Below are 15,514 nucleotides of genomic sequence, written 5' to 3'. Positions count from 1 at the left end.
GAGCCGGCCGCCCCGGCTGACCCCGTCGACCCTGTCGACCCGGTTCACAGACTCAGCACGTCGAGGGCCCACTCGGCCACCAGCACCCCGCCCAGCCCGAGCACGGCCAGCACCGTCGTGTAGGACGTGCGGACCTTGATGGCCTCGATGACCGACAGGTTGAAGTACTCCTTGAACAGCCAGAACCCGGGGTCGTTCACATGCGAGAACGCGATGGAGCCGCAGGCGACGGCCAGCACCATCACCTCCGGGTGGACCCCACTGCCCGCCAGCAACGGCAGCGCCACGCCGGAGGCCGTGACGACGGCGACCGTGGCCGAACCGAGCGCGATCCGCAGGACGACGGCGACGAGCCAGGCGAGGACGATCGGCGATATGGACCAGCCGTCCGTGGCGTCCTTGATGTAGTCGGATATCCCGCCCTCGACCAGCACGTTCTTGAACGCCCCGCCCGCGCCGATCACCAGCAGGATCATCGCCATCGCCTGGGCCGCCGAGGTGCAGGACGCCCCGACCTCGCTCGGACTGCGCCCGATGCGCGGCCCGAACGCCCAGACGGCCAGGCACAACGTCAGCAGCAGGGCGATCGGCGCCGACCCGATGAAGGCCACGACGTGCAGCACGGGACTCTCGCCCGACGTGGCCATGTCGGTCACCGCGGCGGCCACGATCAGCACCACGGGGAACAGCGCCACGAACAGCGACCACCCGAGACCCGGCATCTCCTCGTCGGTGAACTCGCGTTCGGCGACCAGGCCCTTGGGGATGGAGGGCGTCAGCCGCGCGACGAACGGCAGGCGGGGCCAGGTCAGGGCGATCAGCACGCCGACGGGCACGGCGACGAACAGGCCGTAGAACAGCGTCAGTCCGGCCGAGGCGTGGAAGGTCGCGGCGACCGCGGTGGGCCCGGGGTGCGGGGGCAGGAAGCTGTGCATGGTGGACAGCGCGATGGACATCGGCAGGCCCACCCACAGCAGTTTCGCCCCGGTGACCCTGACCAGGGTGAACGCGATGGGCACGATGATGATGAAGGCGACCTCGTAGAACATGGTCACGCCGATCAGCATGGACGTGACCACCATGGCCACCTGGACCCAGCGCGGCCCGAAGGCGTCGAGGAGCTTGCCGGCGATGCGCTGCGCGGCGCCCGAATCCCCCATCACACGGCCCACCATCGCGCCGAGCCCGATGGTCAGCATGGTGTCGCCGATCTGGTCCCCGATGCCTTCGGCCAGGACGTCCGGGATGGTCGCCACCGGAATGCCCTGGACCAGCGCCACCCCCACCGCCACGAGCAGCAGGGCGGCGAAGCCGTTCAGTCTCAGCCTGGTCATGAGGAGAAGCAGGATCAGGACGCTGATCCCTACGACGAGCAGAGGCAAGGCAGTTCCCCTTTGAACCGGTGTCTCATCCCTGTATGCAGATGCCGTCCATGTATGCAGATGGAGGCTAGGTGGATGAACGGGTGGGGTCAATGGCCCGGACGATCACGAATCGAGGGGGACCTACCATGAGCCCATGCAGGAGAGCAGAGGCGTCCGCGGTGTGAAGTCGGCCGCGCGGACCGTCGCCCTGCTCGAACTCCTCGCCGAGCGGGGCGAGGAGCCCTCACGCCTGGATCAGCTCGCGCAGGACCTGGACGTGCCGCGCAGCAGCATGTACCAGCTGCTCCGGACGCTCATCGACTCCGGCTGGGTCCGCACCGACGCCACCGGCTCGCTCTACGGCATCGGGATCCGCGCGCTGCTCACCGGCACGGGCTACCTGGACGGCGACCGGCGGATCCGGCTGGTGCGCCCCTACCTGGACGAGGCGTCGGACGCGCTCGGCGAGACCATCCACATGGCACGGCTCGACGGCCGGGACGTCGTCTACCTCGCCACCCGCGAGTCCCACGAGTACCTGCGCACCATCAGCCGGGTCGGCCGTCGCGTCCCCGCGCACGCCGGAGCGCTGGGAAAGGCGCTGCTCGCCGAGCGGCCCGACGCCGAACTCCCCTGCGGGGACGAGCCGTTGGCCGCCCTCACCGCGAACACGCACACCGCTCGCGCCGCCCTGCTCGCCGACCTGGCCGGGGTGCGCGAGCGCGGGTACTCCGTCGACCGCGAGGAGACGGTGCCCGGCATCGCCGGCTTCGGCTTCGCCCTGCGCTACGGCACACCGGTCGTCGACGCGATCAGCTGCTCGGTTCCGGTGGCCCGGCTGACCCCCGGGCACGAGGAACGCATCGTCGCCGTGATGGGGGAGATCCGCTCGAGGATCGAGTCCGCCCTGCCACCGACCACCCCGGGCGCACCCGACTGGCGCTAAGCCGTCTCCTCCGGCAGCACGCCGGGGCGGAACGGCTCGACTCCCTCCAGCCTGCGCACCCGCGTCGGCTCGATCAGCAGCATCACGCGGCGCTCGCCCGGCAGCAGCCACGGATATCGGTCCACGCCGAGGTACTTGCGCGCCAGCCGGTCCATCGCCCGCTCCGCGCTCTCCCCCTCCACGAACCGCACGACCTTCCCGCGGATCTCCGCCCGGTCGTAGGGGTTCCCGGGGTCGTGGTGCGACAGCGAAACGTACGGATTGCGCCGCAGGTTCTCCTCCTTCACCCGCCCCATCGAGGTGTTGACCATGACGTACTCCTCTTCGATGTCCGCCCACATGGGCGACACCTGAGGCGCCCCGTCCGCACCCACCGTCGCGAGATGCCAGAAGTTCGGCGCGAGAAGACGTTCGCGAATATGCCCGTTGAGCTTGCCGTTCACGTGAGTCACCGCCTTTCCGGGCCCGCGATCACCGGACCCGGAGCCATCCTCGCCCCGCCGCCGGCCCGGCCGACAGGCGATCTTCGGCCCCGGTCGAACCCGCCGGTAGCCGTAGCTTCCTACAATCCGTGATCCTGGCCGAACAGACCGTAGTCAGCCCCCGCCCGCCGTCCTAGCTTGTGGGCCGTGCGCCGACCTTCAGCCCGACCGAGTCAGTCCCCGTCCGCTCCCCCGCCGCAGTCCGTCCCCACCGCCCCGCCCTTCAACGCCCCCGCCGCCCGCCGGCTGCGCGCGGCCCTCGGCATGGCACCCGAGCACGTCGCCCACGGCATGCGCGTCTCCTACGGACATGCCCACATCACCCCGGACCACGTGAGGGCCTGGGAGCGCGGGGCCCTCGCGCCGACCCACTCCGAACTCACCGCGCTCGCGGGCGTGCTGTGGTGCTCGCCCGCCGAACTCATCGGCAGACCGCGCACCCTGCGCGAACACCGCATCGCCCGCTGCCTCGCCCCCGAGGACGTGGCCCGGGCCGTGGGGCACGACGTGCACGCGTACCTGCGCATGGAGGAGACCGACTCCTGGCGCGGCACGGACCGCCAGTCCGCCACCCTGGCCGATCTGCTCGGGCTCACCCTGCCCGACGTCGTCACCGTCACCGGCCGCGACGCCAAACTCGGTGACCTGCTGCGCAGCGCGGCCACGACCCGCTGGCAGGGATACGTCCGCCCGGTGGCCAAACTGGTGCCCCTGGACCGGCGGTTCCTGGAGGACGCCCTGCGGGCCCTGCACGAGGACTACCAGGGGCACATGGCCGCCACCCTGAGCTGGGGCGGCGGCAGCGGTGACGCGGGCGGCGCCGGACAGGACTTCCTGGACCACGTCGTGGAGCACTTCTGGACGAAGCTCCAGGACGGCACCGCCGCGGACGCCGGCCGGGGAACCGGCTCCTAGAAGACCGACTCGGCCTCGTCCATCCGGTCCTTGGGCACCGTCTTCAGCTCGGTCACGGCCTCGGCGAGCGGGACCATCACGATGTCCGTGCCGCGCAGGGCGGTCATCCGGCCGAAGCGCCCCTGGTGCGCGGCCTCCACCGCGTGCCAGCCGAACCGCGTGGCCAGCACCCGGTCGTAGGCGGTCGGCACACCACCGCGCTGGACGTGGCCGAGGATGACCGGCTTGGCCTCCTTGCCCAGGCGCCGCTCCAGCTCGTGGGCGAGGGCGGTGCCGATGCCCTGGAAGCGCTCGTGGCCGAACTTGTCTATGGCGCCCTTGTTGTAGTCCATGGAGCCCTCGGCGGGGTGGGCCCCCTCGGCGACGCAGACCACCGCGAACTTCTTGCCGCGCGCGAACCGCTCCTCGACCATCTTCACGAGGTCGGCCGGGTCGAACGGCCGCTCCGGCAGGCAGATGCCGTGCGCACCGGCCGCCATGCCGGACTCCAGGGCGATCCAGCCGGCGTGCCGGCCCATGACCTCCACCACCATGACCCGCTGGTGGGACTCGGCGGTGGTCTTCAGCCGGTCCATCGCCTCGGTGGCGACCCCGACCGCGGTGTCGAAACCGAAGGTGCGGTCCGTGGAGGAGATGTCGTTGTCGATCGTCTTGGGGACGCCCACGACGGGCAGGCCCGCGTCGCTCAGCATGCGCGCGGCCGTCAGCGTGCCCTCGCCGCCGATCGGGATCAGCGCGTCGATGCCGAACTGGTGGATCATGTCGGAGGCGTTCTCGCAGGCCTCGCGCAGCCGGTCGCGCTCCAGGCGGGACGAGCCGAGGATGGTGCCTCCGCGCGCCAGGATGCCGCTGACGGACTCCAGGTCGAGGCTGCGGTAACGGCCGTCGAGCAGGCCCGCGTAGCCGTCCTCGAAGCCGATGACCTCGTCGCCGTAGTTGTCGACCGCCCGGTGCACGACCGACCGGATCACGGCGTTCAGGCCGGGGCAGTCGCCGCCTGCGGTGAGAACTCCGATACGCATCGTGCTGTGTCTCCTGCTCGCTGTTGACGCCGGTGAGCCACTGCCGATTGTTTCACGCCCCACAGCCCGGTGCGGCACCCCTACGCTGACGGGCGCCTTATCTAGCGGCAGAGGTATTGTCAAGAGGGTTCTGATCACCTCGGTGGGCGATTTTTGTGCCCCAGGCTGGAAAGCCGTGGGGGTGAGGCCCGCCCCCCATCCGAGACGAAACGGAGAGCGCGCGTGACCCGCAGCGTGTACGTGACCGGCATCGACCGCGGCGACGGACGCCAGGTCGTCGAACTGGGGGTCATGGAGCTCCTCACCCGGCAGGTCGACCGGGTCGGTGTGTTCCGTCCCCTGGTCCACGACGGACCCGACCGCCTCTTCGAGCTGCTGCGCGCCCGCTACCGGCTCACCCAGGACCCGGCCACCGTCTACGGCATGGACTACCACGAGGCGTCCGCCCTCCAGGCCGAGGCCGGCACCGACGAGCTGGTGTCCACGCTCGTCGACCGCTTCCACCGGGTCGCCCGGGACTACGACGTCGTCCTGGTCCTCGGCACCGACTACGCCGGCACCCAGCTCCCGGACGAGCTGTCGCTCAACGCCCGGCTGGCGAACGAGTTCGGCGCGTCCGTGATCCCGGTCGTCGGCGGCCGCAAGCAGACCGTGGAGTCGGTGCTCGCCGAGACCCGCAACGCCTACCGCGCGTACGACACCCTGGGCTGCGACGTCCTGGCCATGGTCGCCAACCGGGTGGAGCGCGAGGACCGCGACGAGATCGCCGGCCGGCTCGGCTCCCGGCTGCCGGTGCCCTGTTACGTCCTGCCCGACGAGCCCGCGCTGTCCGCGCCGACCGTCTCGCAGATCGGCCACGCCCTCGGCGCCAAGGTGGTGCTCGGCGACGACTCGGGGCTCGCCCGGGACGTGCTCGGCTTCGTCTTCGGCGGCGCGATGCTGCCGAACTTCCTGGGCGCCCTGACCCCGGGCTGCCTGGTCGTCACCCCCGGCGACCGCGCCGACCTGGTCGTCGGCGCGCTCGCCGCGCACAGCGCCGGCACCCCGCCGATAGCGGGCGTGCTGCTGACCCTTGACGAGGTCCCCGGCGAGGACATCCTCACCCTCGCCGACCGCCTCGCGCCCGGCACCCCGGTGCTGTCGGTGACCGGCACCAGCTTCCCCACCGCCGAGCAGCTGTTCTCCCTGGAGGGCAAGCTGAACGCGGCCACCCCGCGCAAGGCGGAGCGGGCCCTCGGCTTGTTCGAGCGGTACGCCGACACCGGCGAGCTGGCCCGCCGGGTCTCCGCGCCGAGCAATGACCGCGTGACGCCGATGATGTTCGAGCACAAACTGCTGGAGCAGGCCCGTTCCGACCTGCGCCGGGTCGTCCTGCCCGAGGGCACCGAGGAGCGCGTGCTGCACGCCGCCGAGGTGCTGCTGCGCCGGGGCGTGTGCGAGCTGACCCTGCTCGGCCCGGTCGACCAGATCCGCAAGAAGGCCGCCGACCTCGGCATCGACCTCGGCGAGTCCCAGCTGATCGACCCGGCGACCTCCGAGCTGCGGGACACCTTCGCCGAGCAGTACGCGGCCCTGCGCGCCCACCGGGGCGTCACCGTGGAGCTGGCCTACGACGTCGTCTCCGACGTGAACTACTTCGGCACGCTGATGGTCCAGGAGGGCTTGGCCGACGGCATGGTGTCGGGCTCGGTGCACTCCACGGCCGCGACCATCCGCCCGGCCTTCGAGATCATCAAGACCAGGCCGGACGCCGACATCGTCTCGTCGGTGTTCTTCATGTGCCTGGCGGACAAGGTCCTCGTCTACGGTGACTGCGCGGTCAACCCGGACCCGAACGCCGAGCAGCTCGCCGACATCGCCATCCAGTCGGCGACCACGGCCGAGCAGTTCGGCGTGGAGCCGCGGATCGCGATGCTGTCGTACTCCACCGGCACCTCCGGCTCCGGCGCCGACGTCGACAAGGTGCGCGAGGCCACCGAGCTGGTGCGCGCGCGTCGGCCCGACCTGAAGATCGAGGGCCCGATCCAGTACGACGCCGCCGTGGAGCCGTCGGTCGCGGCGACCAAGCTGCCCGGCTCGGAGGTCGCCGGGCAGGCCAGCGTGCTGATCTTCCCCGACCTGAACACCGGCAACAACACCTACAAGGCCGTGCAGCGCTCGGCCGGCGCGATCGCGGTCGGCCCGGTCCTCCAGGGCCTGCGCAAGCCGGTCAACGACCTGTCCCGGGGCGCCATGGTCTCGGACATCGTGAACACCGTCGCCATCACGGCGATCCAGGCCCAGTCCCCCGCCCCGGCCCCGAGCGAGAAGGCGACCGCCCAGTGAGCAGCCCGACCCGTGTCCTCGTCCTCAACTCCGGCTCCTCGTCGGTGAAGTACCAGTTGCTCGACATGCGCGACAGCAGCCGGCTGGCGGTGGGCCTGGTCGAGCGCATCGGCGAGCAGACGTCCCGTCTGAAGCACACCCCGGCCGACGGCGAGAGCCGGGAGCGCGACGGTGCGATCGCCGACCACGACGCCGCCCTGAAGGCCGTGGCGGAGGAGCTCGACAAGGACGGCCTGGGCCTGGACTCGCCCGAACTGGCCGCGATCGGGCACCGGGTGGTGCACGGCGGCAAGACCTTCACCGAGCCGACGGTCGTCGACGACGCGGTGCTCGCCGAGATCGAGCGGCTGATCCCGGTGGCCCCGCTGCACAACCCGGCCAACCTCACCGGCATCCGCACGGCCCAGGTGCTGCGGCCCGACCTGCCGCAGGTCGCCGTCTTCGACACCGCGTTCCACACCACCATGCCGGAGTCGGCCGCCCGCTACGCGATCGACGTGAAGACCGCCGACGAGCACCGCGTGCGGCGCTACGGCTTCCACGGCACCTCGCACGCCTACGTCTCGCGCGCCACCGCCGAGCTGCTGGGCAAGGACCCGTCCGAGACGAACGTGATCGTGCTGCACCTGGGCAACGGGGCGTCGGCCTCGGCTGTGCGGGGCGGCCGCTGCGTGGACACCTCCATGGGTCTCACGCCTTTGGAAGGGCTCGTGATGGGTACGCGCTCCGGAGACATGGACCCGGCCGTCATCTTCCATTTGATGCGTGTTGGTGGAATGTCCGCCGACGAGATCGACACTCTTCTCAACAAGAAGAGCGGACTGATCGGTCTGTGCGGTGACAACGACATGAGGGAGATCCGCCGCCGCGTCGACGAGGGCGACGAGCAGGCGGAGCTGGCGTTCGACATCTACATTCACCGGCTGAAGAAGTACATCGGCGCCTATTACGCCGTGCTCGGCCGGGTGGACGCGGTGGCCTTCACCGCCGGTGTCGGCGAGAACGCGGCTCCGGTGCGCGCGGCCGCCCTGGCGGGTCTGGAGGAGCTGGGCCTCGCGGTGGACGGCGAGCGCAACGCCGTGCGCGGCGACGAGGCGCGGCTGATCTCGCCCGACGGTGCCCGGGTCGCCGTCGCGGTGGTGCCCACCGACGAGGAATTGGAGATCGCGACACAGACCTACGCGCTGGTAATTGGTTCGGGGAATCACACCTGAGCGGCAACCCGCCCTTTTGTATTTTCCGCCAGACGGAATATTCCGCCGGGAAACAAACCGATAGGATCGCCCCCATGCGCCGTTCGAAAATCGTCTGTACTCTCGGCCCCGCGGTCGACTCCCACGATCAGCTTGTCGCGCTGATCGAAGCCGGCATGAACGTGGCCCGCTTCAACTTCAGCCACGGCTCGCACGCCGAGCACCAGGGCCGGTACGACCGGGTCCGTGCCGCCGCCAAGGAGACCGGCCGGGCCATCGGTGTCCTCGCCGACCTCCAGGGCCCGAAGATCCGTCTGGAGACCTTCGCCGAAGGCCCCGTCGAGCTGGTGCGCGGTGACGAGTTCACCATCACCACCGAGGACGTCCCGGGCGACAAGACGATCTGCGGGACGACCTACAAGGGTCTGCCCGGCGATGTCACCAAGGGCGACCAGGTGCTCATCAACGACGGCAACGTCGAGTTGAAGGTCACCGAGGTCGAGGGCCCGAAGGTGAAGACGATCGTCATCGAGGGCGGCGTCATCTCCGACCACAAGGGCATCAACCTGCCCGGCGCGGCCGTCAACGTGCCCGCCCTGTCGGAGAAGGACGTCGAGGACCTGCGGTTCGCCCTCCGCATGGGCTGCGACCTGGTCGCACTGTCCTTCGTCCGGGACGCCAAGGACGTGGCCGACGTCCACAAGATCATGGACGAGGAGGGCCGCCGGGTCCCCGTCATCGCCAAGGTGGAGAAGCCGCAGGCGGTGCAGAACATGGAGGACGTCGTGATGGCGTTCGACGGCGTGATGGTCGCCCGTGGTGACCTGGCCGTCGAGTACCCGCTCGAGAAGGTCCCCATGGTGCAGAAGCGCCTGATCGAGCTGTGCCGGCGCAACGCCAAGCCGGTGATCGTGGCGACCCAGATGATGGAGTCGATGATCACCAACTCCCGTCCGACCCGCGCCGAGGCCTCCGACGTGGCCAACGCGATCCTGGACGGCGCCGACGCGGTCATGCTGTCCGCCGAGTCGAGCGTGGGCGCGTACCCGATCGAGACCGTCAAGACGATGTCGAAGATCGTCACCGCGGCCGAGCAGGAGCTGATGTCCAAGGGGCTCCAGCCGCTCGTCCCGGGCAAGAAGCCGCGCACGCAGGGCGGTTCGGTGGCCCGTGCGGCCTGCGAGATCGCCGACTTCCTCGGCGGCCGCGGCCTGGTGGCGTTCACGCAGTCCGGCGACACCGCCCGCCGGCTGTCCCGCTACCGCGCGCAGCAGCCGATCATCGCCTTCACCACCGACGAGGGCACCCGCAACCAGATGGCGCTCAGCTGGGGCGTCGAGCCGTACGTGGTGCCGTTCGTGAACAGCACCGACGAGATGGTCGACCTGGTCGAGCAGGAGCTGGTGAAGCTGAACCGCTTCAACGACGGCGACATCGTGGTCATCACCGCCGGTTCGCCCCCCGGTGTGCCCGGCACCACCAACATGGTGCGGGTCCACCACCTGGGCGAGGCCAAGGGCTGATCGATCGAGGGCCGTGAGGGCCCGTACACGCCACCGAGGGCGCCCCCTGGGATCCAGGGGGCGCCCTCGTCCTGATGCGCTCAGGGGCTTGTGCCGGGTGTCACGCCTCCGCAGCCGCCCGAACGACGGCTTGGGCCAGGGCGTAGAAGTTCTCCCGGTAGAAGCCCAGGCGGATGTGGAACGGCTCCTCCGCGAAGAGGCCACCGCGCTCGACGAACATGGCGGGTGCGGCGCTCAGCGCGCTGAGCGCCATGTGGAGTTCCTCCATGGTGAGGCGGAAGTCGCATGACTCCGTGCGCCGTCCGGACAGGCGTTCCACCAGCGCGTCGACGGCCTCCCGGCCCGAGCCGACCAACAGGGTCAGCTCCGTGTCCCCGTAGCCGCTCAGATGACTCAGCGCCTCGTACATCGCCGCCACCTGGGAGGGCGCGAGCCGGGCGATGAACGCGTCGCCGTCGCGGGTCAGTTTCAGCTGGGTTCTCAACCGTCTCCTCTTTCCGGGTCAGCTTACGAGCGCCGTGAGGGCCCGTACACGGCACCGAGGGCGCCCCCTGGATCCAGGGGGCGCCCTCGGTGTGTGCGGCTCCCGAAAGGGCTGTGAGGGGCGCTCAGTCGGTGATGAAGTTGTGCAGCCCGGGCACGTGCAGCGTGCCGCCGAACTGGCCGGCCTGGGTGACCTTCACGTTGGTGAAGTAGATCAGCGGGATGTTCAGCGGCGGCGGGTGCTCCGGGTCGAACGTGATCGGGATCAGCCCGAGCAGGTTGCCCGAGATGCTCTCGGTGTACATCACCGTGTCGCCGTCGCGGATCGTGGACGTCGAGCCCTTGGCCGCCTGCACGTGGTAGGTCTTGCCGGACTGCTTGTCCGTGACCGTCTGGTGGAGGTCACCGATGTCGGTGCCGCCGGATATGACGTACTTGAGGACCTTCTTCACGGTGCCGTTGGCGGTGCGCACCTCGACGACGCCCTTGTAGTCGGCGCCCTTCAGCGTCAGCGAGCTGGCGTTGAGGTACCAGGGGTCGTCGGGCAGCGGCAGCCTGTTGTCGACACCGCCCTCGGCGTCGGTGGCGGCCGGGCATTCGTCGGGGTCCGTGGTGGCGCTCGCGCTCGGGGACGGGCTGGGCGAGGCGGTGGCCTCCGCCGCCTTCTCCGCGCTCTCCTCGGCCGCCTTCTCCACGGCCTTGGTGCCCTCCTCCACCGTCTTGCCGGCGTCCTCCACCGTGCCGGACGCCTTGTCGGCGGTGTCCTTGGCGGCGTCCTCGACCGGGTCCGTGGCCTTGCCGGTGCCGTCCTGCCCGGCGCCGGAGGTGTCCTCGGCGGGCTTCTCGGCGGTCTGCGACGCCGAGGCGGACGGGGTCGGAGCGGGGCTCGCCTCGTCCTTCTTCCCGCCCTCGAGGATGCCGCCGATCGCGTCGCCGATGTCCTCCAGCACGTTGCCGTCGCTCTCGGACGGCGAGGGGGACGGCGTCGCGGCCGTGTCGTCGCCGCTCGCGGCGGGCGCGCTCGTGGACGGGGACGGCTTCGGCTCGGCCTTGTCGTCGGAACCTGAATCCGACGAAGGGGCACCGCCGTTGTCCGTCTCCGTGCCACCCGAGGGGGACGGCTCGGGGGCGGTGCCGCCCTGGTCGTCCTTCTCGTCCGTCGCGCCGTCGCTCGCCGAGGGGGACGGTGTGGGCGAGGCGGAGTCCTCGCCCTTGGCCTCCTCGCCGGAGTCCTTGCCGGCGTCCTCCAGGGCCGCCACGCAGTCCTTGTACTCGTCGGCCGTCAGGCTCTTCGACGTCGGCGCGGCCGGGGTGTCGCTGTCGGCGATGGCGAGCGTCGACGTGAAGCCCATTCCCATGAGCACCGCCGTCGGCATCGCCGCCATGGCTATCGCCTTGCCGGTCGGCCTGCTGAACCTGGTGAACAGCGGCTTCTTGGGCGCCGCGTGGCGCGGCCCGGTTCTCACACGGGACGCCCCCACATCGACCCCGTGGGTCACCTCGTCAGCCGGCACTGTGCCTCCCGTTCGCCCCGTTGGCCGGGTTCGTTCCTGACAGATCGTTCGGCCCGTCCACCCCGTCCACGGTCTTCAGCATCGTGGTGGCGTGGTCGGTGGCCTCGGGAGTTCCGCCCGTGCCGGTGCTGGCCATGACGGCGGACTGGCCCGCGGGCCGTGCTCCCGGCGCCCAGGCCACGGCCATCGCCCCGCCCACGAGGGCGAGGAGGAAGCCGACGAGGAAGCCACCGAGGTTGGACACGGGGATGGACACCAGCGCCAGCAGGATCGCCGCGACTCCCGCGAAGACGCGGACGTGCTTCTGGAACCACAGGCTCACGCCCAGTACGACGAGCAGCACGCCGATGATCAGGGACCCGGCACCCGCGGTGGTCGCCATCGCCAGCGTCAGGTGACCGATCTGGAGGTTCGCGTACGGGAAGTAGGCGATGGGCAGTCCGCTGAGGAGGACCAACAGCCCGGCCCAGAACGGCCGCTCACCCCGCCAGGCGCGGAACTGCTGCCTTCGGACGGTGAACTGGCCGGTGGCGGCAGGAGTCTCGGCGCTCATGGAAAAACAGCTCCCTGGTACAGCGTTGCTGTGGTGGTGATGTGGGCCCCGCGTGAAAGCGCGGCCGGAAGGTGGACGGGCGGGGGCGCCACCGGCTCCCCCGCCCGTCAGCGAGTGCTTAGTAGCACTCCTTGACACCTGTCGACAGCGACATCTTCAGGCCGCTGAGCTTGAAGGTTCCGGCGGTGGTCGCCCACGCCGTCTGCTTCACGTCGGTCAGGGTCGCCCGGTCGGCCTGCTGGGCGAAGCCGTACGGGTTCGCCGACTCGCCCTTCCGCATGGCCGGACCCTTGTTGGCGTCCTTGGCGGCCACACCGATGTCGATGTTCTCGAACGTCGCGTCGGCACTGAGGTCGGCGACGTCGATGTAGAGGTTCTGCGCCTCGACCGGCTTCGCCCCCTGACCGGCACGCAGGATCAGGCTGACGTTCCCGAGCACCGGAATGTTCGGGGTGACGACCGACTGACACAGGTTCTTGATCGTCGCCGACTTGAACGACGAGACCGCGACCGGGTGGACGGCCTTCTTGCCGTCCATCGTGTATCCCTCGTCGAGGGCGCCGTACTGCGAGAAGCCCTCTCCGACGAGCTGGTCGGTCGTGACCTTGAACGACTGCCCGGAGACACTGAACGACGCGGCGAGAGCGCCCTGCGCGAGGGCGACACCTATCGCAGCCGTGGCGGCGACGCTGGGCACCATGACCACAGCGAACCGCTTCCATCTGGTCCCGCCACGCACCTGGGACTCCATATTTCCTCCTTCTCGGACGTACATCTCCTGTCCTGACCAGCCTCGAGTTCGAGGTCGGCCGGGCAGGGATGGGAGAAGTGCTACGTCCTCGGGAAGGAGAGCGCCTGCACTCGGCGGCGCAACTGCGCCCGAATCACCGGCGATCACCCCCGAGCGACAACCACTGGTCGCGCCTGACACGCATCACGCACAACCCTGCTGGACAGGCTTCGCCGGAAGGGCGAAGACCCCCCTGTCCAAGAGCCGGCGCCACTGCCGCCGGCTCTGCTCGGTGGGGACCCAGGATGTCCCGCGACCCAACCGGCTGCCGGGGTACGGGAATGGACCGAGCGTGGCCGATCGTGGTGCATTCTCGCCGCCCGCACAAGGGGGTTCGTTACTCGCTAGTAACGGCCGGATAACCGAACAACGACCCATCGGTCTCGGACGGCGACTCAGGGTGGTGCCGGACGGCGGTACAAAGCTGTTGATCGCTGGACAGAATCCGACAGATCAACGCCCGCGACTTACTGGTAGTAACAGCGGCCGCGTTTACCAAGTTTTGGTAAAACGCGGCCGCAGTGACGCTCCGTGGGCAAACTTTTCACGCGGGCACCACAGGCCCGCGCGTTTAAGGACTGGTCAGAACAGGGCTCGGGCCAACGCCCTGCGGGCCGCGATCACGCGCGGATCGTCGGGTCCGACGACCTCGAACAGCTCCAGCAGCCGCACCCGTACGGTGTCCCGGTCGTCACCCACCGTGCGCTGCACGGTCTCGATGAGCCGGCCGAACGCGTCCTCCACATGGCCGCCCACCAGATCCAGGTCGGCGGCGGCGATCTGCGCCTGCACATCGGCCGGCTTGTCGGCCGCGTCCCGGCGCACCTGCTGCGGGTCGACGCCCTGCACGCGCTGGAGCAACTCGGCCTGCGCGAGACCCAGTTTGGCCTCCTCGTTGCCCGGGTCCTCGTTGAGCACGTTCTTGTACGCCTGGACGGCGCCGGACAGGTCGCCCGAGTCCAGCGCCTGCACGGCGGCCTCGAGGAGCCCGTCGTGCGGACCGGCCGGACGCTCGGGGGCCGACACGGCTCCCCCCGGCTCGGCCTCGGGGTCGACGGTGAGACCGGTCAGGCCGAAGCGCTGCTCGCCGACCTGCACCAGCTGGTCCAGCGTCTGGCGGATCTGCGCCTCGCCCGCCGCTCCCTGGAAGAGCGGCAGCGCCTGGCCCGCGACGACCGCGAACACCGCCGGGATTCCCTGGATGCCGAACTGCTGCATCAGCATCTGGTTGGCGTCGACGTCGATCTTGGCGAGCAGGATGCGGCCGTTGTACTCGACGGTCAGCCGCTCCAGGACCGGGCTGAGCTGCTTGCAGGGCTCACACCACTCGGCCCAGAAGTCGATGACGACGGGCACCTCGGCGGAACGCTGCAGGACGTCCCTCTCGAACCCCGTCTCGTCGACGTCGATGACGAGATCGGCCGGGGAGATCGCCCCCGTCCCGCCCTCCCGGGCTGCTTGCGCGCGCGCCTGCTCCGCCTTCGCCTTGGCCTCCTGGGCCGCCTTCACCGCGGCGAGGTCGACGACTCCGCTCATGGACATGTTCCGTGGCTGCATGCGTCTATCCTCCCCCGTACTGCGCGCGCGTGTGAAAAACCGTGTGAAAGCCAGGCCGGTCAGGTGCCTTTGGCGCCGGGTCCCCACCCCACGCCGGTGTGCAGAAGCCCGTGTACGTCCATCACGGGCTTTCGCTACGAGTCGTAGCGTAATGCCACACCGCGCCTCCGGGACACCACCCCCCGGTGATCTCCCTCACGGCCCACACAGGAACCGCCGGTTTATGGTCGGACGATGCAGAGCCGCAGCCCAGCCAGCCGCACCGGGCGCCCGCGCAGCGCCACGGCGGACGCCGCGATCCTGGCCGCGACCCGCGAGGCTCTCGTGGAACTGGGCTGGTCCAAGCTCACCCTGGGAGACGTCGCGATGCGCGCCGGGGTTGCGAAAACCACGCTCTACCGCCGCTGGGCGGGCAAGAACGAACTGGTCGTCGACGCGGTGGCGGAACTCTTCGACGCGCTGGAACTCCCCGACCGCGGCTCCCTGGCCGCCGACATCGAGGGTGTGGTCCTCCAGTTCGCCGCGATCCTGGCGCTCCCGGAGGCCAGGAGCGGCCTGATGGCGGTGGTGGCGGAGTCCACCCGCGACGAGGCCCTGCGCGAACGCATCCGGGCCTCGGTCGTCGACCGCCAGAAGCGCCTGGTCCTTCAGGGCCGCGCGCGGGCCCAGGAGCGGGGCGAACTGCCCCCGGAACCGGACCCCGCCTCGGCGGCCCGCACGGTGGACCTGATCTTCGACATGGTGGCGGGGGCGGTGGTGCACCGCACCCTGGTGAGCGCGGAACCGGCGGACGAGGAATGGGTCCGCGGCTTCACCAGGGTGCTGCTGCACGGGTTGAACGGCTGAA

At 70.2% G+C, this 15,514-nt stretch carries 14 protein-coding genes; 6 read left to right on the top strand and 8 right to left on the bottom strand.

Features of this window, described 5'->3' with window-relative positions; translation table 11 throughout:
* Window positions 1-44: 44 nt before the first annotated feature.
* The gene (locus AC0665_RS04675; protein WP_468638484.1) at window positions 45-1,382 is read right to left on the bottom strand and encodes a gluconate:H+ symporter; all 1,338 of its coding nucleotides are present in this window, start codon (window positions 1,380-1,382) and stop codon (window positions 45-47) included.
* A 136-nt stretch (window positions 1,383-1,518) separates the two neighbouring features.
* Between AC0665_RS04675 and AC0665_RS04670 the strand changes: the two genes are divergently transcribed.
* Entirely contained in the window at window positions 1,519-2,310 is a 792-nt protein-coding gene (locus AC0665_RS04670) for an IclR family transcriptional regulator (RefSeq protein ID WP_478704412.1), read from the top strand.
* Here AC0665_RS04670 and AC0665_RS04665 read toward each other — a convergent pair.
* A complete protein-coding gene (locus tag AC0665_RS04665; RefSeq protein WP_468638486.1) occupies window positions 2,307-2,762 on the bottom strand; it encodes a PPOX class F420-dependent oxidoreductase in 456 nt (151 codons plus the stop codon). The two genes, AC0665_RS04670 and AC0665_RS04665, sit on opposite strands and share 4 nt — an antisense overlap.
* Before the next feature lie 168 nt (window positions 2,763-2,930).
* Here AC0665_RS04665 and AC0665_RS04660 point away from each other — a divergent pair, with 168 nt between their 5' ends.
* Entirely contained in the window at window positions 2,931-3,707 is a 777-nt protein-coding gene (locus AC0665_RS04660; RefSeq protein WP_478704411.1) for an XRE family transcriptional regulator, read from the top strand.
* Here AC0665_RS04660 and AC0665_RS04655 read toward each other — a convergent pair.
* Entirely contained in the window at window positions 3,704-4,729 is a 1,026-nt protein-coding gene (locus AC0665_RS04655; RefSeq protein WP_352098476.1) for an ATP-dependent 6-phosphofructokinase, read from the bottom strand. The two genes, AC0665_RS04660 and AC0665_RS04655, sit on opposite strands and share 4 nt — an antisense overlap.
* 222 nt (window positions 4,730-4,951) lie before the next feature.
* On the opposite strand from AC0665_RS04655, the gene pta reads away from it, so the two are divergent.
* The 3 genes from pta (at window position 4,952) to pyk (ending at window position 9,770) form a co-directional block, all read left to right on the top strand.
* On the top strand, window positions 4,952-7,054 hold the full coding sequence (gene pta / locus AC0665_RS04650) for a phosphate acetyltransferase (protein ID WP_468638489.1): 2,103 nt from the start codon (window positions 4,952-4,954) through the stop codon (window positions 7,052-7,054).
* Entirely contained in the window at window positions 7,051-8,268 is a 1,218-nt protein-coding gene (locus tag AC0665_RS04645; protein WP_468638490.1) for an acetate kinase, read from the top strand. Before pta ends, AC0665_RS04645 begins: the two co-directional genes overlap by 4 nt.
* Window positions 8,269-8,342: 74 nt before the next feature.
* Complete coding sequence (gene pyk / locus AC0665_RS04640; protein ID WP_366052447.1) at window positions 8,343-9,770, top strand: pyruvate kinase; 1,428 nt, start codon at window positions 8,343-8,345, stop codon at window positions 9,768-9,770.
* Between the two features lie 100 nt (window positions 9,771-9,870).
* Here pyk and AC0665_RS04635 read toward each other — a convergent pair whose 3' ends face one another.
* The 5 genes from AC0665_RS04635 to AC0665_RS04615 form a co-directional block, all read right to left on the bottom strand.
* Window positions 9,871-10,254: a hypothetical protein gene (locus AC0665_RS04635; protein WP_478704410.1), complete on the bottom strand. Its 384-nt coding sequence runs from the start codon at window positions 10,252-10,254 to the stop codon at window positions 9,871-9,873.
* Between the two features lie 124 nt (window positions 10,255-10,378).
* Window positions 10,379-11,767 (bottom strand): ICP22 family protein, encoded by a 1,389-nt coding sequence (locus AC0665_RS04630; RefSeq protein ID WP_478704409.1) that lies wholly within the window; start codon window positions 11,765-11,767, stop codon window positions 10,379-10,381.
* On the bottom strand, window positions 11,757-12,320 hold the full coding sequence (locus AC0665_RS04625) for a DUF6114 domain-containing protein (protein WP_478610034.1): 564 nt from the start codon (window positions 12,318-12,320) through the stop codon (window positions 11,757-11,759). The genes AC0665_RS04630 and AC0665_RS04625 overlap by 11 nt, the downstream gene beginning before the upstream one ends.
* Before the next feature lie 118 nt (window positions 12,321-12,438).
* A complete protein-coding gene (locus tag AC0665_RS04620) occupies window positions 12,439-13,071 on the bottom strand; it encodes a DUF6230 family protein (RefSeq protein ID WP_362245388.1) in 633 nt (210 codons plus the stop codon).
* A gap of 621 nt (window positions 13,072-13,692) precedes the next feature.
* On the bottom strand, window positions 13,693-14,667 hold the full coding sequence (locus tag AC0665_RS04615) for a tetratricopeptide repeat protein (RefSeq protein ID WP_478704408.1): 975 nt from the start codon (window positions 14,665-14,667) through the stop codon (window positions 13,693-13,695).
* 234 nt (window positions 14,668-14,901) lie between these two features.
* Here AC0665_RS04615 and AC0665_RS04610 point away from each other — a divergent pair, with 234 nt between their 5' ends.
* On the top strand, window positions 14,902-15,513 hold the full coding sequence (locus AC0665_RS04610; protein ID WP_363118319.1) for a TetR/AcrR family transcriptional regulator: 612 nt from the start codon (window positions 14,902-14,904) through the stop codon (window positions 15,511-15,513).
* Window position 15,514: the final 1 nt, after the last annotated feature.

Source organism: Streptomyces sp. NPDC043685, from assembly GCF_056436585.1.
The sequence above is the reverse complement of the archived record's forward strand: the minus strand, read 5'-3'. Positions and strand labels throughout refer to the sequence as shown.

Excerpts from the sequence above, each read along its gene's own strand:
- AC0665_RS04670 (WP_478704412.1), top strand. The coding sequence starts at position 1,519 with ATGCAGGAGAGCAGAGGCGTCCGCGGTGTGAAGTCGGCCGCGCGGACC.
- AC0665_RS04655 (WP_352098476.1), bottom strand. The coding sequence starts at position 4,729 with ATGCGTATCGGAGTTCTCACCGCAGGCGGCGACTGCCCCGGCCTGAAC.
- pyk (WP_366052447.1), top strand. The coding sequence starts at position 8,343 with ATGCGCCGTTCGAAAATCGTCTGTACTCTCGGCCCCGCGGTCGACTCC.
- AC0665_RS04625 (WP_478610034.1), bottom strand. The coding sequence starts at position 12,320 with ATGAGCGCCGAGACTCCTGCCGCCACCGGCCAGTTCACCGTCCGAAGG.
- AC0665_RS04620 (WP_362245388.1), bottom strand. The coding sequence starts at position 13,071 with ATGGAGTCCCAGGTGCGTGGCGGGACCAGATGGAAGCGGTTCGCTGTG.
- AC0665_RS04615 (WP_478704408.1), bottom strand. The coding sequence starts at position 14,667 with ATGCAGCCACGGAACATGTCCATGAGCGGAGTCGTCGACCTCGCCGCG.
- AC0665_RS04610 (WP_363118319.1), top strand. The coding sequence starts at position 14,902 with ATGCAGAGCCGCAGCCCAGCCAGCCGCACCGGGCGCCCGCGCAGCGCC.